This is a genomic window from Streptomyces plumbidurans, assembly GCF_019857225.1.
GTDB classification, from domain to species: Bacteria; Actinomycetota; Actinomycetes; order Streptomycetales; family Streptomycetaceae; genus Streptomyces; species Streptomyces plumbidurans.
Map to the genome: position 1 here is coordinate 91,083 of NZ_JAFJSY010000034.1, position 17,714 is coordinate 108,796.

The 17,714-nt window shown below is 71.9% G+C and carries 17 protein-coding genes; 8 read left to right on the top strand and 9 right to left on the bottom strand.

Annotated elements, in window-relative coordinates; all coding sequences use genetic code 11:
- Positions 1–6 precede the first annotated feature (6 nt).
- The 4 genes from pepN to JYK17_RS22445 all read right to left on the bottom strand — a co-directional run bounded on the left by pepN (position 7) and on the right by JYK17_RS22445 (position 4,547).
- Positions 7–2,523, bottom strand: a complete 2,517-nt coding sequence (gene pepN, locus JYK17_RS22430) for an aminopeptidase N (RefSeq protein WP_128803341.1) — start codon at positions 2,521–2,523, stop codon at positions 7–9.
- Positions 2,524–2,590: 67 nt separating this feature from the next.
- The gene (locus JYK17_RS22435; protein WP_108013459.1) at positions 2,591–3,142 is read right to left on the bottom strand and encodes a response regulator; all 552 of its coding nucleotides are present in this window, start codon (positions 3,140–3,142) and stop codon (positions 2,591–2,593) included.
- A gap of 140 nt (positions 3,143–3,282) precedes the next feature.
- Positions 3,283–3,633, bottom strand: a complete 351-nt coding sequence (locus JYK17_RS22440) for a chorismate mutase (RefSeq protein WP_108013458.1) — start codon at positions 3,631–3,633, stop codon at positions 3,283–3,285.
- An 11-nt stretch (positions 3,634–3,644) separates the two neighbouring features.
- On the bottom strand, positions 3,645–4,547 hold the full coding sequence (locus JYK17_RS22445; protein WP_108013457.1) for a helix-turn-helix domain-containing protein: 903 nt from the start codon (positions 4,545–4,547) through the stop codon (positions 3,645–3,647).
- A 107-nt stretch (positions 4,548–4,654) separates the two neighbouring features.
- Between JYK17_RS22445 and JYK17_RS22450 the strand changes: the two genes are divergently transcribed.
- Together JYK17_RS22450 and JYK17_RS22455 are read left to right on the top strand one after the other, a co-directional pair.
- Positions 4,655–6,412 (top strand): glycoside hydrolase family 35 protein, encoded by a 1,758-nt coding sequence (locus JYK17_RS22450; RefSeq protein WP_222811054.1) that lies wholly within the window; start codon positions 4,655–4,657, stop codon positions 6,410–6,412.
- Between the two features lie 138 nt (positions 6,413–6,550).
- A complete protein-coding gene (locus JYK17_RS22455; protein ID WP_108013455.1) occupies positions 6,551–7,447 on the top strand; it encodes a hypothetical protein in 897 nt (298 codons plus the stop codon).
- Positions 7,448–7,498: 51 nt separating this feature from the next.
- On the opposite strand, the gene JYK17_RS22460 is transcribed toward JYK17_RS22455, so the two are convergent.
- On the bottom strand, positions 7,499–8,404 hold the full coding sequence (locus tag JYK17_RS22460; protein ID WP_222811055.1) for an SDR family oxidoreductase: 906 nt from the start codon (positions 8,402–8,404) through the stop codon (positions 7,499–7,501).
- Between the two features lies 1 nt (position 8,405).
- On the bottom strand, positions 8,406–9,146 hold the full coding sequence (locus JYK17_RS22465) for an SDR family oxidoreductase (RefSeq protein WP_222811056.1): 741 nt from the start codon (positions 9,144–9,146) through the stop codon (positions 8,406–8,408).
- Positions 9,147–9,201: 55 nt separating this feature from the next.
- Between JYK17_RS22465 and JYK17_RS22470 the strand changes: the two genes are divergently transcribed.
- The 5 genes from JYK17_RS22470 (at position 9,202) to JYK17_RS22490 (ending at position 13,584) form a co-directional block, all read left to right on the top strand.
- Positions 9,202–9,981, top strand: coding sequence for an enoyl-CoA hydratase family protein (locus tag JYK17_RS22470; protein WP_128803339.1), 780 nt, complete (start codon positions 9,202–9,204; stop codon positions 9,979–9,981).
- Entirely contained in the window at positions 9,978–10,793 is an 816-nt protein-coding gene (locus tag JYK17_RS22475) for a CoA transferase subunit A (RefSeq protein WP_108013451.1), read from the top strand. The genes JYK17_RS22470 and JYK17_RS22475 overlap by 4 nt, the downstream gene beginning before the upstream one ends.
- A complete protein-coding gene (locus tag JYK17_RS22480) occupies positions 10,790–11,530 on the top strand; it encodes a CoA-transferase subunit beta (protein ID WP_222811057.1) in 741 nt (246 codons plus the stop codon). The genes JYK17_RS22475 and JYK17_RS22480 overlap by 4 nt, the downstream gene beginning before the upstream one ends.
- A 348-nt stretch (positions 11,531–11,878) precedes the next feature.
- The gene (locus JYK17_RS22485) at positions 11,879–12,946 is read left to right on the top strand and encodes an NAD(P)H-dependent flavin oxidoreductase (RefSeq protein ID WP_261996044.1); all 1,068 of its coding nucleotides are present in this window, start codon (positions 11,879–11,881) and stop codon (positions 12,944–12,946) included.
- The gene (locus JYK17_RS22490; RefSeq protein WP_222811059.1) at positions 12,943–13,584 is read left to right on the top strand and encodes an SIMPL domain-containing protein; all 642 of its coding nucleotides are present in this window, start codon (positions 12,943–12,945) and stop codon (positions 13,582–13,584) included. The genes JYK17_RS22485 and JYK17_RS22490 overlap by 4 nt, the downstream gene beginning before the upstream one ends.
- Before the next feature lie 98 nt (positions 13,585–13,682).
- Here the strand turns inward: JYK17_RS22490 and JYK17_RS22495 are convergent, their stop codons facing one another.
- From JYK17_RS22495 to JYK17_RS22505, 3 genes are all read right to left on the bottom strand, one after another.
- Positions 13,683–14,840, bottom strand: coding sequence for an acetyl-CoA C-acetyltransferase (locus JYK17_RS22495; RefSeq protein ID WP_222811060.1), 1,158 nt, complete (start codon positions 14,838–14,840; stop codon positions 13,683–13,685).
- Between the two features lie 17 nt (positions 14,841–14,857).
- Complete coding sequence (locus JYK17_RS22500) at positions 14,858–15,451, bottom strand: TetR/AcrR family transcriptional regulator (protein WP_108013718.1); 594 nt, start codon at positions 15,449–15,451, stop codon at positions 14,858–14,860.
- 110 nt (positions 15,452–15,561) lie between these two features.
- Complete coding sequence (locus tag JYK17_RS22505; protein ID WP_108013445.1) at positions 15,562–16,353, bottom strand: SDR family oxidoreductase; 792 nt, start codon at positions 16,351–16,353, stop codon at positions 15,562–15,564.
- 48 nt (positions 16,354–16,401) lie between these two features.
- Here JYK17_RS22505 and JYK17_RS22510 point away from each other — a divergent pair, with 48 nt between their 5' ends.
- Positions 16,402–17,541, top strand: a complete 1,140-nt coding sequence (locus JYK17_RS22510) for an acyl-CoA dehydrogenase family protein (protein ID WP_128803332.1) — start codon at positions 16,402–16,404, stop codon at positions 17,539–17,541.
- Positions 17,542–17,714: the final 173 nt, after the last annotated feature.

Consider the following 17,714-nt stretch of genomic DNA (forward strand, 5'->3'; position numbering starts at 1 on the left):
TTGTCCTCAAACGCCGGACGGGCTGGTTGGTACCTCCCTGACGCGCAACGCCCGAGCCAGGTCGTCGAGTTGGTCGACGAGTTTCCTGCGCAGGGCGGGGATGGGGTTGGCGTTCTTGAGGCAGGACTTGCCCAGGCGGAGGGTTTCGGTGTCCACGGCGTGGAGGGGGAAGGCCCAGCGGCCGGCGGCGTCGGCGATGGCGGGGCCGCGGCGGGCGGAGAGGGCGACGGCGTCCTCGTAGTAGCGGGGTACGTAGTCGCGGACGAGGTCGGCCTGTTCGGGTTGCCAGAAGCCCTGGGCGGTGGCGATGAAGAGGTAGTTGGACAGGTCGGTGCGGTCGTCGCCGCCGAACATGGCCTGCCAGGCGCGGGCCTTGGCCTGTGGGTCGGGCAGGGCGGCGCGGCAGCGGGCGGCGCCTTCCTGGCCGGTGGCGGAGGGGTCGCGGTCGAGTTCGGCGGTGATGGCGGCCTCGTCGGTCGCGCCGAGGACGGCGAGCCGGCCGAGGATGCGCCAGCGCAGTTCGGGGTCGAGTTCGGGGCCGCCGGGGACGGTGCCGTCGGCGAGCCAGGCGGCGATGGTGTCGGGGTGGGCGGCGACGTCGATGAAGTGGCGTACGGCGATCAGGCGCAGTCCGGGGTTGTCGCCGTCCTCGGTGCGGCGGATGAGGTCGCGGCACAGGGAGGAGAGGGTGCCGAGGGCCGCCGGGCGTTCCTCGGGGGTGAGGTAGCGGTCGGTGACCTGGGCGCCGGCGAAGGCGAGGACGCCCTGGACGAGGGCGAGGTCGGTTTCGCGCGGGAGGTGGGCGCGGGCTGTCTCGAGGTGGGCGGCGGGCGGGAGTTCGCCGTCACGGACGGCGTCGCGCAGGGCGTTCCAGACGACCGCGCGGGTCAGCGGGTCGGGCAGTCCTGACAGGCCGGTGCGGACCGCCTCGAAGGATCCGTCGTCGAAGCGGATCTTGGTGTAGGTGAGGTCGCCGTCGTTGAGCAGGAGCAGTGCGGGGCGTTTGCCGAGGGTGTGGGGTTCGCTCTGCGGGATGTCGAGGTCGATGCGTTCGCGCAGGGTGAGGTGGCGGTCCTCGTCGGCGACGTCCTGGTCGTAGAGGCCGACGGCGATGCGGTGGGGGCGGCTTCCGGTGCGTTCGACCTGGAGGGTGTAGGTGCCCGAGTCCTGGCGGGTCACGACGGGGCTGAGGGTGTCGACTCCGGTGGTGCGCAGCCAGGCGTCGGCCCAGGCGTGGACGTCGCGTTCGGTGGCGGAGGCGAGGGAGTCGATGAAGTCGGCGAGGGTGGCGTTGGCGAACTTGTGGCGGGCGAAGTGGGTGTTGATGCCGGCCAGGAAGTCCTTCTCGCCGAGCCAGGCGACGAGTTGGCGCAGTGCCGAGGCGCCCTTGGCGTAGGAGATGCCGTCGAAGTTGAGGAGGGCGGAGGCGGTGTCGTCGACGTTCTCGGGGGCGACGGGGTGGGTGGAGGGGCGCTGGTCGGCGTCGTAGCCCCAGGCTTTGCGGGCGACTCCGAAGTCGGTCCAGGTGTCGGTGAAGCGGGTGGCTTCGGTGAGGGTCTGGTAGCCCATGTACTCGGCGAAGGACTCGTTCAGCCAGATGTCGTCCCACCAGCGCAGGGTGACGAGGTCGCCGAACCACATGTGGGCCATCTCGTGGGCGATGACCATGGCGCGGGTCTGCCGTTCGGTGTCGGTGACGGCGGAGCGGTAGACGAATTCGTCGCGGAAGGTGACCAGGCCCGGGTTCTCCATGGCGCCGGCGTTGAACTCGGGGACGAATGCCTGGTCGTAGGAGTCGAAGGGGTACGGCTCCTGGAACTTCTCGTGGTAGCGGTCGTAGCACTGCTTGGTGATCTCGAGGATTTCCTCGGCGTCCGCGTCCAGGTGGGGGGCGAGGGAGCGGCGGCAGTGGATGCCGAAGGGCAGGCCGCGGTGTTCGGTGTGCACGGAGTGCCAGGGGCCGGCGGCGACGGCGACGAGGTAGGTGGAGATCAGCGGGGTGGGGGCGGCCTGCCAGCGGCCTTCGCCGAGGTGTTCGGTGACGCCGTTGGCGAGGACGCTCCAGCCTTCGGGGGCCTTGACGGTCAGTTCGAAGACGGCCTTGAGGTCGGGCTGGTCGAAGGCGGCGAAGACGCGCTGCACGTCCTCCATGAACAGCTGCGTGTAGAGGTAGGTCTCGCCGTCGGTGGGGTCGGTGAAGCGGTGCATGCCTTCGCCGGTGCGGGAGTAGCGCATGCTCGCGTCGATGCGCAGTTCGTGCTCGCCTGCGGTGAGGGCTGTCAGCGGCAGGCGGTTCTCGTGCAGTGTGTGGGGGTCGAGGGGTTGTCCGTCGAGGGTGGCGGAGCGCAGGTGGGCGGGCTTGAGCTCCACGAAGGTGTCGGCGTCCGTGTGCGCGCTGAACCGGATCACGGTGCTGGAGTCGAAGGTCTCGTCGCCGGTGGTCAGGTCGAGCTCGATGGTGTAGCGGTGGACGTCGAGGAGCTTGGCACGGGTCTGCGCTTCGTCGCGCGTCAGTACGGACATGCAGGCCATGCTGCCCGATGCCGTCGGCGAGGCACAGGGGATATGGGGGCGAGCCTGCTGCGTCCGGCTACGTCCGTTCCTCTTCGAGCTCCCCGTTGTGCGCCCGGCCCGCCCGTTGTGCGGGGACGTGGGGGTCCGGGTGCGGGAGGGCGGGGGCGCGTGGCAGGGGTGTCGCGTCCTCGGTGTGGCCCTTGACGAGGGCGCGCAGTTCGCGGACCTCGTGTTCGAGGTCGAGGGTGCGGCGGTGGGTGTCGTAGAGGTAGCGGACCTTGGTGCGCAGCGCCCAGGGGTCGACGGGTTTCATGATGAGGTCGGCGACGCCGAGGCCGAAGGCCGCGGAGGTCAGGACGTGGTCGACGCCGAAGCCGGTGAGGAGGATGACCGGAATGTGCTGGGTCTGTTCGACGCGGCGCATGTAGCGCACGACGTCGAGTCCGCTGACGCCGGGCATGCGGACGTCGAGCAGGAGCAGGCCGACCTGTCCGCGGAGCACCTGCTTGAGGGCCTCGTCGCCGCTGGTGGCGCGGCCCAGCAGGTACCCGAGCGGAGCGAGTGCGCTCTCCAGCGCGTACAGCGTGTCCTCGTGGTCGTCGACGATGAGGATCTTGGCATCCGGCATGGCCCGACGTCCCTCCCGCGTGGACAACCAGCTTATGACCGGAGCGCTGACGAAGCGTGCTCGTCAGCTGACAAGGAGTACACAGCGCAGGATGCCTCGCGCCGGCCCGCGTGTCACGCCCTCGGTGGCATCTGCCGAGGTCAATTGGCCGTTTTCGCGGCGCCGTTGCCGGTGTTCTCGGCGATGCGCTCGTGGTGGCGGATGACTTCGGCGATGATGAAATTCAGGAACTTCTCAGCGAACGCCGGATCGAGTTTCGCGCTCTCGGCGAGCGAGCGCAGCCGCTCGATCTGGCGGGCCTCGCGGGCCGGGTCGGCGGGCGGCAGCCGGTGCGCGGCCTTGAGGTGGCCGACCTGCTGTGTCGCCTTGAAGCGCTCGGCGAGCATGTGGATGACGGCCGCGTCGATGTTGTCGATGCTGTCGCGGAGCCTGGCGAGTTCCTTGCGGACCGCGGGGTCGACGTCCTGGGTGCCGGTGTTGCTGGTGGTCATGAGGGTCCACCCTAGGGCAGGTCCGAGGCGGCGGGCGGGGGTTCGATCATCGGCGGATCGTCGGGATCGGGGACCCGGTCGCTCCAGCCGCCGGGGACGGTGCGGTACTGCTGCGCGCGGAAGCGCACCGGGGGCATGCCGACGCGGCGGGTGAACAGGCGGGAGAAGTAGGCCGGATCGTCGTAGCCGACGCGACGGGCGACTGCGGCTACGGGCAGTTCGGTGGCGGCGAGGAGTTCCTTGGCGCGGCCGAGGCGGATGCCGAGCAGATAGTCCTTGGGGCTGCAGCCTGCGCCGCGGCGTACGGCGGTGCGCAGTTCGGCCGGGGTCATGCCGTGCCGGGTGGCGTGCTCGGCGACCGACATGGGCAGGCAGGCGTCGCGGGCGAGTGCCTTGAGGACGGGGTCGCCGCCGGGGGCGAGGTCGGCTCTGGCGCGGCGCAGGGCGACGAGCAGTTCGTGGACGGCGGCGCCGGTCTCCACTTCGAGGAGGGGGTTGCCGTGCCGGGCGGCGCGGGCGATGCGGCCGATCACGCCGCGTGCGCCGGTGGCGTCGGACAGGGGCACGACGGGGCGGTCCGGTTCGATGTAGCCGAGTTCGGTGTACGTGGCGACGGCGGGCCCGGAGAAGACGACGAAGCCCTCGTCCCAGCCGCCGTCGGGCCCGGCGCCGTAGTGGTGGGGCACGCCGGGGGTGAGCCACAGCAGTGCTGGTGCGGTGACGGTCGTACGGCTGCCGTCGGGTGCGAGGTACCAGCCGCCGCCCGCGCTGACGACGACGGCGACATGGTGGTCGAGGGTGCGGGGGCCGACGGTGGGCAGCGCGCCGTACTGCAGGCCCACGCCGAGGCAGACGAGACCGAGCCGGTGGTGGGCCGGTCCGGGCGTGAAGAACCGCATCCAGGTGTGGTACATCCCGAGCCCCTTTCCTACGGCACTCAAGTCTGCGTCTCGTTTCGGTCCAAGTGGCGGTGATCTTTGTCCATGGACATGATCGCCGCCCGCGGGCGAGGGTGGGTGGCATGAGCGAGTTCGGGGTCGGGGACGAGGATTTCCTGCTGGACGGGCGGCCGGTGCGGCTGCTGTCCGGCGCGCTGCACTACTTCCGGGTGCACGAGGCGCACTGGGATCACCGGCTGGCGATGCTGCGGGCGATGGGCCTGAACTGCGTGGAGACGTATGTGCCCTGGAACCTGCACGAGCCGGCGCCGGGCGAGCACCGGGACGTGGCGGCGCTCGGCCGTTTCCTGGACGCGGTCCGGCAGGCGGGGCTGTGGGCGATCGTGCGGCCGGGGCCGTACATCTGCGCCGAGTGGGAGAACGGCGGGCTGCCGCACTGGCTGACCGGCGAGCTGGGCACGCGCGTGCGTACCCGCGACGAGACGTACATGGGGTATGTGCGGCGCTGGTTCGGGCGTCTGCTGCGGGAGGTCGTGCCGCGGCAGATCGACCGCGGCGGCCCGGTGGTCATGGTGCAGGTCGAGAACGAGTACGGCAGCTACGGCTCGGACACCGCGTATCTGCGCCGGCTGGCCGATCTGCTGCGCGAGGAGGGCGTCACCGTCCCGCTGGTCACCTCCGACGGTGCGGAGGAGCACATGCTCAGCGGCGGTACGGTCCCCGGGGTGCTCGCGACGGTGAACTTCGGCTCCCACGCGCGCGAGGCGTTCGGGACGCTGCGCCGGTACCGCCCCCAGGGGCCGCTGATGTGCATGGAGTTCTGGTGCGGCTGGTTCGACCGCTGGGGCGGCGAACACGCCACCCGTGACGCCGGGGACGCTGCGGCCGCCCTGCGGGAGATCCTGGAGTGCGGGGCCTCCGTCAACCTCTACATGGCGCACGGCGGCACCAGCTTCGCCGGCTGGGCGGGCGCCAACCGGGGCGGCGGCGATCTGCACGAGGGGCCTCTGGAGCCCGATGTGACGTCGTACGACTACGACGCCCCGATCGACGAGTACGGGCGGGCGACGGAGAAGTTCTGGCGCATGCGTGAGGTCCTCGCCGAGTACGCCGAGGGCCCGCTCCCGGAGCCTCCGCCCCCGCCGGCGCGGCTGGGTGCCCCGGCCGAGGCGGACCTGGCCGGGTGGGCGCCCCTGGACGTCGTACTGGAGGCGCGGGGCGGCCCGGAGAGGGCGGCTCCCGTGCCGCCCACCTTCGAGGACCTGGACGTGGACCGGGGGCTCGTGCGCTACGCGGTGACGGTGCCCGGTCCGCGGCAGCCGTACCCGCTGATCGCGCGCGGCCTGCGGGATCTGGCGGTGGTGTACGTCGACGGCGAGCGGGCCGGGGTGCTCGGCGAGGGCGACGAGCAGCTCAAGGAGCCGGTCGCCGGGCACGCGCGCGTGGAGCTGTGGGTGGAGTCCCTGGGGCGCGTCAACTACGGGCCGCGCAGCGGGGAGGCCAAGGGCATCACCGGTGGTCTGCTGCACGAGCGGCAGTTTCTGCACCAGGTACGCGCGCGTGGGCTGCGTCTGGACGCGCTGGACGACATCACGGGCATCCCTCTCGGACCGCTGCCCGAGGACGGCGGCCCGGGTCTGTACCGCGGCACCGTGACGGTGCGCGGCGCCGGGGACGCACGGCTCGAACTGCCGGGCCGCACGCGGGGGTTCGTCTGGGTCAACGGGTTCAGTCTGGGGCGGTACTGGTCCGTGGGCCCGCAGCGCTCGCTGTACGTGCCGGGTCCGGTGCTGCGCGAGGGCGAGAACGAGGTGTGGCTGCTGGAACTGGACGGCTCGGACCCGGCCGGGCCGGGGAGGGTCTTGCTGCGGGGTCTGTAGGGGTGGCCGGGAGGACAGGAGGCAGCCGGCAGGCGGGCTCGGGGAACGGCCGGAGGAACGGCCGGAAGAACGGCCGGGAAAATCCGCTCACCTCCCCGTAGAGTGGGATCGGGTGCAGGGCGTCCTGGGGGTTCTGGCGTGGCGAACGGCGGACCGGTCGAGCACGGTTTCCCACACCTGGAGACGGTGCGGGAGGCCATCACCGCGCTCTACAAACGGTTGTCGTACGACACGATCCAGACGTTCTCGGGGAGTGTCGCCCCCGTGGACGTGGCCTTCGCCGACACGGACGATCTCCATCTGGGCGCGCAGCGCGTGGCCCGTGAGCTCGTCCGTCACTACCACCTCCCGGACGCCCACATGATCGTCGGCTTCCGCGAGATGGAGCACGCGGCGAACGTCGAACTCGCCGCGGGCCCCGAGTACTTCATCGAGCTGAACGACCGCTTCCGCACCCACCGCCGGGACATCGGCGCCGCGCTGGCGCACGAGATCATGCACGTCTATCTGCACCGTCTGGATCTGTCGTTCCCCGGCACGCGCGCGAACGAGATCCTCACGGACACGGCGACGACGTACCTGGGGGCGGGCTGGCTGCTGCTGGACGCCTACCGGGAGGACGCGGCGTCCTCGCAGAAGCTGGGCTATCTCACACCCGAGGAGTTCGGCTACGTGCTGGCCAAGCGCGCGCTGATCTTCGACGAGGACCCGTCGATCTGGTTCACCAGCCCCCAGGCCTACGAGGCCTACACCCGGGGCATGGCCAAGGCCCGCCACGACGAGCAGCAGCCCCCGCTGACGGCGGCAGGCTGGGCGGGCCGCCGCCGCTACGCCCGCGACCGCCGCCACGCCCAGGACCACCACTCCCCCGCCGCGCACCCCGGCACGGCCTACTCCTTCACCCCGGACGGCCGCGGCCCCCTACGGGTCTCCTTCCCCTGCCCCACCTGCCACCAACGGATCCGGGTGCCGGTACGGGGGCGCGTCCGCGCGCGGTGCGGGTTGTGCCGGACGGTGCTGGAGTGCGATACGTAGCGGGTGTGGCTGACGAAGCGGGCGTGACGTAGCGGGCGTGGCTCGGCGTCTTCAGGCCCCGTACACCATCCCCGGCAGCTCCGCCTCTCCCAGCAGTTTCAGTGCCGTCTCCCCCGCTTCCGCCGGGCTCCATCGTGCCCCCTTGTCGGCGCTCGGGCCGGGGCGCCAGCCCTCCATGACGGTGATGCGGCCGCCCTCTGCCTCGAAGACTCGGCCGGTGACACCCGCGCTGGCGGGCGAGCCCAGCCAGACGACGAGGGGGGAGACGTTCTCGGGGGCCATGGCGTCGAAGCCGTCCGCGGGAGCCGTCATCGTGTCGGCGAAGGCGCCTTCCGTCATGCGGGTGCGGGCGGCGGGGGCGATCGCGTTGACCTGGACGCCGTAGCGGGCGAGTTCGGCGGCCGCGACCAGGGTCAGTCCGACGATGCCGGCCTTCGCCGCGCTGTAGTTGCCCTGCCCGACCGACCCCAACAGGCCTGCTCCGCTGCTGGTGTTGACGACGCGGGCGACCGGTGTGCGGCCCGCCTTGGCCTGCGCCCGCCAGTGCGCGGCGGCGTGCCGGAGCGGCAGGAAGTGGCCCTTGAGGTGGACGCGCATCACCGCGTCCCAGTCGTCCTCGTCGAGGTTGACGAGCATCCGGTCGCGCAGGAACCCGGCGTTGTTGACAAGCGTGTCGAGCCGGCCGTACGTCTCCAGGGCGGCCGCGATCAGGGAGGCCGCTCCTTCGGTGGTGGCGATGTCGCCGCCGTGGGCGACCGCCTCGCCGCCTGCCGCGCGGATCTCCTCGACGACCTGCCCGGCCGGGCTGTCGGCACCGCGCCTGCCGTCCAGCCCCACGCCCAGATCATTCACGACGATCCGCGCCCCCTCCGCCGCGAACGCCAGCGCGTGCGCCCGCCCGAGCCCGCGCCCGGCACCGGTGACGACCACGACCCGCCCCGCACAGATTCCGCTCATCTCAGCGCTCCCTGTTGGTAGTTGCCGCATCGAGGAAGGCGGGCCGCTCTCCACCTCCGTGTACGAGAAGGCTCGCCCCGCTGATGTAGGCGGCGGCGTCGGAGGCGAGGAAGACGGCCGCCGCGCCGACGTCCGCGGGTTCGGCCATGCGGCCGAGCGGGACCGTGCGCGAGACGGCCTCGATGCCGTCCGCGTCGCCGTAGTGGAGGTGGGACAGTTCGGTGCGGACCAGGCCGACCACGAGGGTGTTGACGCGCACCTCGGGCGCCCACTCCACGGCCATCGAGCGGGCGAGGTTCTCCAGGCCCGCCTTCGCGGCGCCGTAGGCGGCCGTGCCGGGTGAGGGGCGGGTGCCGCTCACGCTGCCGATCATCACCACCGACCCCCGGGCGCGCCGCAGTTTCTCGTACGCGGCGAGGGAGGCGGTGAGCGGGGTGAGGAGGTTGAGCTCGACGACCCGGGCGTGCCATTCGGAGGCGGACTGGTCGAGCCTGCGGTACGGGGCGCCGCCCGCGTTGTTGACCAGGACGTCGACGCGGGGCAGCCCGGCGAAGAACGCGCGCACGGCGTCGGCGTCGCGCAGGTCGACGGGGACGAACTCCGTTCCCTCGACGGGCTCTTCGGGCGGTCGGCGGGCGCAGGTCACGACGTCGGCGCCGGCCTCGACGAAGGCCTTCGCGATCCCGGCCCCGACGCCGCGGGTGCCGCCGGTGACGACCGCGACCTTCCCGTTCAGTGCCATGCGCGGCTACCCTTCCACCTAACAAACGTTTGGTGGAAAGGTAGCTGATGCGCCCATGAGTGTCTCCACCTCGTCACCGGAAAACGGGGCGGAAAAAGAGGGGATCGCCGTCGTGACGGTCGACTTCCCACCGGTGAACGCGCTGCCCGCGGACGGCTGGTTCGCCCTGGCCGACGCCGTGCGCGCGGCGGGCCGCGACCCGCGGGTGCGCTGCGTGGTACTGGCCGCGGAGGGCCGGGGGTTCAACGCCGGCGTGGACATCAAGGAGATACAGGCGCACGGCACGAGCGCCCTGGTCGGCGCCAACCGCGGCTGTTTCGAGGCGTTCGCGGCGGTGTACGAGTGCGCGGTGCCGGTGGTGGCGGCGGTGCAGGGCTTCTGCTTGGGCGGCGGCGTCGGGCTGGTGGGCAACGCCGACATCATCGTGGCGAGCGAGGACGCCGCCTTCGGACTGCCCGAGCTGGACCGGGGCGCCCTGGGAGCGGCCACTCATCTGTCCCGGCTGGTCCCGCAGCATCTGATGCGCGCGCTGTACTACACCTCGCGCACCGTCAGCGCGGCCGAACTGCACCGGCACGGCTCGGTGTGGCAGGTCGTACCCCGCGAGGAACTGCGGGAAGCCGCACTGGAGTTGGCGCGCGAGATCGCCGCCAAGGACGGTGAGCTGCTGCGGCTGGCCAAGGCCGCCATCAACGGCATCGACCCCGTCGACATCCGCCGCAGCTACCGCTACGAGCAGGGCTTCACCTACGAGGCGAGCGCGGCCGGGGTGGCCGACCGGGTGCGGGACACCTTCGGGACGTCTTCGGGAGGATCCTCGGGAGGGACGCGGTGAGCGACAAGACGATGACCGCCGAGCAGGCCGTCTCCCGGCTGGAGAGCGGGATGACGCTCGGTATCGGCGGCTGGGGTTCGCGCCGCAAGCCGATGGCCCTGGTCAGGGCGCTGCTGCGGTCCGGCGTCACGGACCTGACGGTGGTCTCCTGCGGCGGCCCCGACGTCGGCATGCTCGCGGCCGCCGGGCGCATCCGGAAACTGGTCGCGCCCTTCGTCACGCTGGACTCGATCCCCCTAGAACCCCACTACCGCGCCGCCCGGGAGTCGGGTGCGTTCGAGCTGATGGAGGTCGACGAGGCGATGTTCATGTGGGGGCTGCACGCGGCGGCGAACCGGCTGCCGTTCCTGCCGGTGCGGGCGGGGATCGGCTCGGACGTGATGCGGGTCAACCCCGGTCTGCGGACGGTGACTTCGCCGTACGAGGACGGGGAGACGTTCGTGGCGATGCCCGCGCTGCGGCTCGATGCGGCCCTGGTGCATCTCAACCGTGCCGACCGGTTGGGCAACGGGCAGTATCTGGGTCCGGACCCGTACTTCGACGACCTGTTCTGCGAGGCGGCCGAGGCGGCGTATCTGAGCTGCGAACGGATCGTCGACACGGCCGAGTTGACGAAGGAGGCGGCACCGCAGACGCTGCTCGTGCAGCGGCACACGGTGACGGGTGTCGTGGAGGCCCCGAACGGCGCGCACTTCACGTCCTGCGCGCCCGACTACGGCCGGGACGAGGCCGCGCAACGGAAGTACGCGACCACGCCGTGGGCGGAGTTCGCCGAGGGGTATCTCGCCCCGTCCGAGGGGGCCGGGTCATGACCGCCACCCGTGCTTTGCTCCTCCCGCCCACCCGCGCCGAGTACTGCGTGATCGCCTGCGCCGAGGCCTGGCGCGGCGACGGGGAGGTGCTGGCCAGCCCGATGGGCCTGATCGCCGCCGTCGGCGCCCGTCTGGCGCGGCTCACCTTCGCGCCGGACCTGCTGCTGACCGACGGCGAGGCGCTGCTCGTCCGCCCGGACGGGACGACCGAGGGCTGGCTGCCCTACCGCAGGCACCTCACGCTGGTCACCGGGGGCCGACGGCACGTGATGATGGGCGCGAGCCAGATCGACCGGTTCGGCAACCAGAACATCTCGTGCATCGGTGACTGGGAGCGGCCGAAGCGGCAGCTGCTCGGGGTGCGCGGAGCTCCGGTCAACACCCTGAACAACCCCACGAGTTACTGGATCCCCAAGCACTCCCGGCGGGTCTTCGTCGAACGCGTCGACATGATCTGCGGCGTCGGCTACGACCACGCCGCCGGCGCACGCCACCACCGCATCCCCCGCGTCGTCTCCGACCTGGGCGTCTTCGACTTCGCCACTCCCGACCACTCGATGCGCCTGGCCTCACTGCACCCCGGTGTCACGCTGGAGCAGGTCCGGGAGGCGACGTCCTTCGACCTGACGATCCCGGACGAGATACCGCCCACCCGCGAACCCACCCCCGACGAGCTCCGCCTCATCCGCGAGGTGCTCGACCCGGACAACACCCGCACCAGGGAGGTCGGTTCGTGATGAAGCCGGGGCTGCCCCGACTGGTCGGGGTACCGCACCCGATCACGCAGACGAGCACACGCCGGGCAGCGGGCCCCCGCCCGGCCCTCACGACAGCGAACCGTCGCCCGCTGAACACCCGCGCCCGAAAGACGGGTTCCTGATGCAGACCGCGCTCACCCGACCGACCGAAACACACAACCCCGCCCCGCAGACAAGGACCCGCCCGGTCGCAAACCCCCGCCCGCCCGCCACAACAGCGAACCCCGCCCCGCTCGAAACTTACGCCACCACGACCACCCCCACCGCCCCGCCCGTCCCCCACAAACCCGCACACCCGAACAACACCCGCACCAGAAGGACGGGGCCCTGATGCAGACCGCGCTCACCCGACTCGTCGGAATACCCCACCCCATCGTGCAGACCGGCATGGGCTGGGTCGCAGGCCCCCGTCTGGTCTCCGCGGCGGCGAATGCGGGGGCCCTCGGCATCCTGGCGTCCGCGACCATGTCCACCGATCGGTTGAGGGAGGCGATCCGGGAGGTCAGGTCCCGTACCGACGCGCCCTTCGGGGTCAATCTGCGGGCCGACGCCTCGGACGCGGGTGACCGGGTGCGCATCATGATCGAGGAAGGGGTGCGCGTCGCCTCCTTCGCCCTCGCGCCCTCCCCCGAGCTGATTACGGAGCTGAAGGAGGCGGGCGTGGTCGTCATTCCCTCCGTGGGCGCACGGCGGCATGCCGAGAAGGTCGCGGCCTGGGGTGCGGACGCCGTGATCGTGCAGGGCGGCGAGGGCGGCGGGCACACGAGTGAGGTCGCGACGACGGTGCTGCTGCCGCAGGTGGTGGACGCGGTGCGGATTCCGGTGGTGGCCGCGGGCGGCTTCTTCGACGGGCGGGGACTGGTCGCGGCGCTGGCGTACGGGGCGGCGGGGGTCGCGATGGGCACGCGGTTCCTGCTGACGTCGGACTCGACGGTGCCGGACGCGGTGAAGGCGCGGTACCTGGCGGCGACGGTCAAGGACGTCACCGTGACGACGGCGGTGGACGGACTGCCGCACCGGATGCTGCGTACGGACCTGGTGGACGCGCTGGAGAACTCCGGACGCGCCAGGTCCCTGGTGCACGCCGTACGCCGGGCGGCCGGGTTCCGGAGGCTCTCGGGGCTCACCTGGCGGCAGATGGTCCGCGACGGGCTCGTCCTCAAGCACGGCAAGGAGCTGTCCTGGAGCCAGGTCCTGCTCGCCGCGAACACCCCGATGCTGCTCAAGTCGGCCATGGTGGACGGCCGTTCGGACCTCGGGGTGATGGCGTCCGGGCAGGTCGCGGGCGTCATCGAGGACCTGCCGTCCTGCGCGGACCTGGTGAACAGGACGATGGCGCAGGCGGAGGAAATCGTGGGCGCGCTGTCCGCCGGCGGTGCTTCAATGCGCGCATGACGGAGACGATCAAAGAACCCTGGGGCCTCAGTGTTTTCGGTGCGGGCAGCGTGCGGGTCGAACCGCAGCTCGCCCGGGTGAAGTTGACGGTGGACGTGCTGGAGCCCGTGCCGGACAAGGCGTTCCAGGAGGCGGGCGCGGCCGTGGCACGCCTGCGCGAGGTGCTGCGCGGGCACGGCATACCGGACGCCTCGGTGTCCGGCTCACGGCTCAAGCTCAGTTCGGACTACGACGGTTACGGCGGCGACCGCAAGTTCCTCGGCTACCGCTGCCGGGCGTCGTACGTCATCGAGACCGAGGCGCTCGACGGCCTCCAGCAGCTGATCGTGGACGCCGTCGACGCCGGGGCGCACCAGATCGACAGCGTCGAGTTCGACGTGCACGACAAGCCGGCGCTGCGGGACGAGGCGCGCCGCAGGGCGGTGGCCGCCGCCCGCCGCAAGGCCGAGGTGTACACGGAGACGGCCGGGGTGCGGATCGGTCCGGTCGTGCACATCCAGGACGTGGACTCGGAGTCGTACGAGTTCCGCCAGTACCGCGGCCACGGCGGCGGGGGCGGCAGTTCGTCGGGCGATCTGGCGCCGGGCATGGTGGAGGTGTCGGCGGGCGTGGTGCTGGGCTTCGCCCTCGGCCGCTGAGGGCCGCCCAGAACCCTCACAGCCGCCGAACCGCCAGAACCGCCACAGCCGCCAGAACCGCCACAGCCGGCAGAGAGCGGTCAAAACCATCAGAGCCGTCAGACCCGTTCGATGATCGTCACGTTCGCCTGCCCCCCGCCCTCGCACATCGTCTGCAGCCCGAACCGCCCGCCCGTGCGCTCCAGTTCGTGCAGCAGCGTCGTCATCAGCTTGGCGCCGGTCGCGCCGAGCGGGTGGCCGAGGGCGATCGCGCCGCCGTTGACGTTGACCTTCTCCGGGTCGGCGCCCGTCTCCTTCAGCCAGGCGAGGACGACGGGCGCGAAGGCCTCGTTGATCTCGACGAGGTCGATGTCGTCGATGGTCAGGCCGGTCTTCTTCAGGGCGTGGGCGGTGGCCGGTATGGGCGCGGAGAGCATCCGGATCGGGTCCTCGCCGCGCACGGAGAGGTGGTGCACGCGCGCGCGTGGCGTGAGCCCGTGCTCGCGCACCGCCCGCTCCGAGGCGAGCAGCAGTGCCGCCGCCCCGTCGGAGACCTGTGAGGAGCAGGCGGCGGTGATGGTCCCGCCGTCGAGGACGGGCTTGAGCGCGGCCATCTTCTCCAGGGAGGTGTCCCGGCGCGGCCCCTCGTCCACGGCGACCTGGCCGTACGCCACGGTCTCCCGCTCGAAGCGGCCCTCGTCGATGGCCCTGAGCGCCCGCCGGTGCGAGCGCAGCGCGAACTCCTCCTGGTCCTGCCGGGTGATCCCCCACTTCGCGGCGATCATCTCGGCCCCGGCGAACTGGTTCACGGGCTGGTCGCCGTAGCGGGCCCGCCAGCCCTCGCTGCCCGCGAACGGGCCCTGGGTGAGGCCCAGCGGTTCGGCGGCCTGGCGGCTCGCGAAGGCGATCGGGATCTGCGACATGTTCTGCACGCCGCCCGCGACGACCAGGTCCTGGGTGCCGGAGAGCACGGCCTGCGCGGCGAAGTGCACGGCCTGCTGCGAGGAGCCGCACTGCCGGTCGACGGTGACGCCCGGCACCTCCTCGGGCAGCCCGGCCGCCAGCCAGCAGGTCCGCGCGATGTCCCCGGCCTGCGGCCCGACCGCGTCCAGACAGCCGAACACGACGTCCTCGACGGCAGCGGGGTCCACTCCCGCGCGCGCGACGAGTTCCTTGAGCACGTGTGCGCCGAGGTCGGCCGGATGGACCCCGCTCAGTCCGCCCCGGCGCCGCCCGACGGGCGTACGGACCGCTTCGACGATGTAGGCCTCGGCCATGGCAACTCCCTCGGCAGTCAGGGTTGTTCGCGTACGGCGATCCCGTCCAGCACCATCGAGAGGTACTGCCGGGCGATCTCCTCCGGGCTGTGCTGTCCGCCCGGCCGGTACCAGGACGCGGCCACCCACACGGTGTCGCGCACGAACCGGTAGGTGAGGCGGACGTCGAGGTCGGCCCGGAAGACCTGGGCCGCGACCCCGCGCTCCAGCGTGGACAGCCACGCCTTCTCGAACTTGCGCTGCGACTCGGCGAGGAACGCGAACCGCTCCTGCGCGACCAGTTGCTTGCTCTCCTTCTGGTAGATCGCGACGGCGGCGCGGTGCCGGTCGATCTCCCGGAACGACTCGGTGACCAGGGCCTCCAGGGTCTCCCGCGGCCCCGACTCGGCCTCCAGGACGGTGTCGTAACCGCCCCAGAGCTCGTCGAGGAAGCTGCGCAGGATCTCCTCCAGCATCGACTCCTTGGAGTCGAAGTGGTAGTAGAGGCTGCCCGCGAGCATGCCCGCGTGGTCCGCGATCTTGCGTACGGTGGTGGCGTTGTAGCCCTGCTCGGCGAAGACCTCGGCGGCGGTGTCGAGGAGTTCGCGGCGCCTGGCGGGGGCGGCGGTCACCTGGGGCTTCTTCCGCGTCGGCTGCTGGGGCGATTCCCGCGCGGGCTGCTGGTTCGGCCTCTGGGTGGGTTTCTTGGTCGGCACGCTTCCATTGTGGTCCGCTCCGGTCCTCAGGGGTGCTGGCTGCTGACGGAGACGACCTCTCCGGTCAGGTACGAGGAGTAGCCGGACGCCAGGAACACGATGACGTTGGCCACCTCCCAGGGCTCGGCGTATCTCCCGAAGGCCTCGCGCGCGGTCAGTTCCTCCAGCAGCTCGGGCGTCGTCACCTTCACCAGGTGCGGGTGCATGGCGAGGCTCGGCGCGACGGCGTTGACCCGCACTCCGTACTCGGCGGCCTCCAGCGCCGCGCAGCGGGTGAGCGCCATGACGCCCGCCTTCGCGGCGGCGTAGTGCGCCTGCCCGGCCTGGGCGCGCCAGCCGACGACCGAGGCGTTGTTGACGACGACTCCGCCGCGTCCGTCCTCGCGCATCAGCCGCAGGGCGGCCCTGGTGCAGCGGAAGGTGCCGTTCAGCGTCACGTCGAGGACGCGGTCCCACTGCTCGTCGCTCATCTCGACGAGGTGCGAAGTGCCGCCGAGGCCCGCGTTGTTCACCACCACGTCGAGCCGTCCGTGCTCGCGGACGGCGGTCTCGAACAGGGCCCGCACCTGGCTCTCGTCGGTGACGTCGCAGGGCAGGGCTGCCACCCGGTCCGCCCCGAACTCGGCCGTCAGCTCGGCCTCGTACTCCTTGAGCCGGCGCACATGCGCGTCGCTGACCAGCACGCGCGCCCCCTCCTCCAGGAACCGCCGTGCGGTCGCGCCGCCGATGCCCGCGCCGGCGGCCGCGGTGACGACGGCGGTGCGGCCCTTGAGCAGGCCGTGCCCCGGTTCGTACACAGGCCTCTCGACGTCTGTCATGGCTCCACGCTAACCTACCAAACACTTGTTAGGGAAGGACGGCAGTCGATGGATCTCGCGTTCACGCAGGAAGAAGAGGCCTTCCGCGCCGAGGCCCGCGCGTGGCTCGCCGCCCATGTGCCGGACGCCCCCCTTCCGTCCCTGGAGACCGCGGAGGGGTTCGCGGCCCACCGCGCCTGGGAGGCCGAGCTCGCCGCGGACCGCTGGTCGGTCGTCAACTGGCCGGTGGAGTACGGCGGGAGAGGCGCGGATCTGATCCGCTGGCTGATCTTCGAGGAGGAGTACTGGTCGGCGGGTGCGCCGGGCCGCGTCGGGCAGAACGGCATCAGCCTGCTCGCGCCGACCCTGTTCGACCACGGCACCGAGGAGCAGCGGGAGCGTGTGCTGCCGTCCATGGCCACCGGCGAGGTCGTCTGGGCGCAGGCATGGTCGGAGCCGGAGGCGGGCTCGGACCTGGCGTCCCTGCGGTCGAGGGCGCGGCGCACGGACGGCGGCTGGTTGCTGAGCGGCCAGAAGACCTGGTCGTCACGGGCCGCCTTCGCCGACCGGGCCTTCGGCCTGTTCCGCAGCGATCCGGACCTGCCGAGACCCCATCAGGGCCTGACCTACCTGATGTTCGACCTGCGCGCCCCCGGTGTCACGGTCCGCCCCATCGGCCGGCTCGACGGGAAGCCGGCGTTCGCCGAGCTGTTCCTCGACGAGGTGTTCGTGCCCGACAAGGACGTGATCGGCGAGCCCGGCCAGGGCTGGCGGATCGCGATGTCGACGGCGGACAACGAGCGGGGGCTGATGCTCCGCTCCCCCGGCCGCTTCCTCGCCGCCGCCGAGGCACTGCGCGCGCTGTGGGCGGAGCGGGGCAGTCCGCGCCGCGAGGAGGACCGGGTGGCCGACGCCCTGATCGGCGCCCGCGCCTACCAGCTCTTCACCCACGCGGCCGCCTCCCGCTTCCTGGACGGCGATCCCATCGGCGCGGAGTCCAGCCTCAACAAGGTCTTCTGGTCCGAACTGGACCTCGCCCTGCACGAGACGGCGCTCGATCTGCTGGGCGAGGAGGGCGAGTTCACGGACACCCCCTGGTCCGAGGGCTACGTCTTCTCCCTCGCCGGCCCCATCTACGCCGGCACGAACGAGATCCAGCGAGACATCATCGCCGAACGCCTCCTGGGCCTACCGAAGGGACGCCGCTGATGCGCGGGGCTCCGCCGGTTCGAGGGGGCGCGGTCCCGGGCGAGAGGGTGACCGCGCGGAGATCCGAGGGAACGCCAGGCGCCACGAAGGGACACCGCTGATGCGCGAACGCTCCGCCGGCACGGGCGGCCCGGCCACGCCCGCCAGGCGTGACCGCGCAAAGGCCCGAGGAA

Excerpts from the sequence above, each read along its gene's own strand:
- JYK17_RS22490 (WP_222811059.1), top strand. The coding sequence starts at position 12,943 with ATGACGGAGACGATCAAAGAACCCTGGGGCCTCAGTGTTTTCGGTGCG.
- JYK17_RS22465 (WP_222811056.1), bottom strand. The coding sequence starts at position 9,146 with ATGGCACTGAACGGGAAGGTCGCGGTCGTCACCGGCGGCACCCGCGGC.
- JYK17_RS22450 (WP_222811054.1), top strand. The coding sequence starts at position 4,655 with ATGAGCGAGTTCGGGGTCGGGGACGAGGATTTCCTGCTGGACGGGCGG.
- pepN (WP_128803341.1), bottom strand. The coding sequence starts at position 2,523 with ATGTCCGTACTGACGCGCGACGAAGCGCAGACCCGTGCCAAGCTCCTC.
- JYK17_RS22460 (WP_222811055.1), bottom strand. The coding sequence starts at position 8,404 with ATGAGCGGAATCTGTGCGGGGCGGGTCGTGGTCGTCACCGGTGCCGGG.
- JYK17_RS22440 (WP_108013458.1), bottom strand. The coding sequence starts at position 3,633 with ATGACCACCAGCAACACCGGCACCCAGGACGTCGACCCCGCGGTCCGC.
- JYK17_RS22495 (WP_222811060.1), bottom strand. The coding sequence starts at position 14,840 with ATGGCCGAGGCCTACATCGTCGAAGCGGTCCGTACGCCCGTCGGGCGG.
- JYK17_RS22435 (WP_108013459.1), bottom strand. The coding sequence starts at position 3,142 with ATGCCGGATGCCAAGATCCTCATCGTCGACGACCACGAGGACACGCTG.
- JYK17_RS22510 (WP_128803332.1), top strand. The coding sequence starts at position 16,402 with ATGGATCTCGCGTTCACGCAGGAAGAAGAGGCCTTCCGCGCCGAGGCC.
- JYK17_RS22470 (WP_128803339.1), top strand. The coding sequence starts at position 9,202 with ATGAGTGTCTCCACCTCGTCACCGGAAAACGGGGCGGAAAAAGAGGGG.
- JYK17_RS22445 (WP_108013457.1), bottom strand. The coding sequence starts at position 4,547 with ATGTACCACACCTGGATGCGGTTCTTCACGCCCGGACCGGCCCACCAC.
- JYK17_RS22480 (WP_222811057.1), top strand. The coding sequence starts at position 10,790 with ATGACCGCCACCCGTGCTTTGCTCCTCCCGCCCACCCGCGCCGAGTAC.
- JYK17_RS22505 (WP_108013445.1), bottom strand. The coding sequence starts at position 16,353 with ATGACAGACGTCGAGAGGCCTGTGTACGAACCGGGGCACGGCCTGCTC.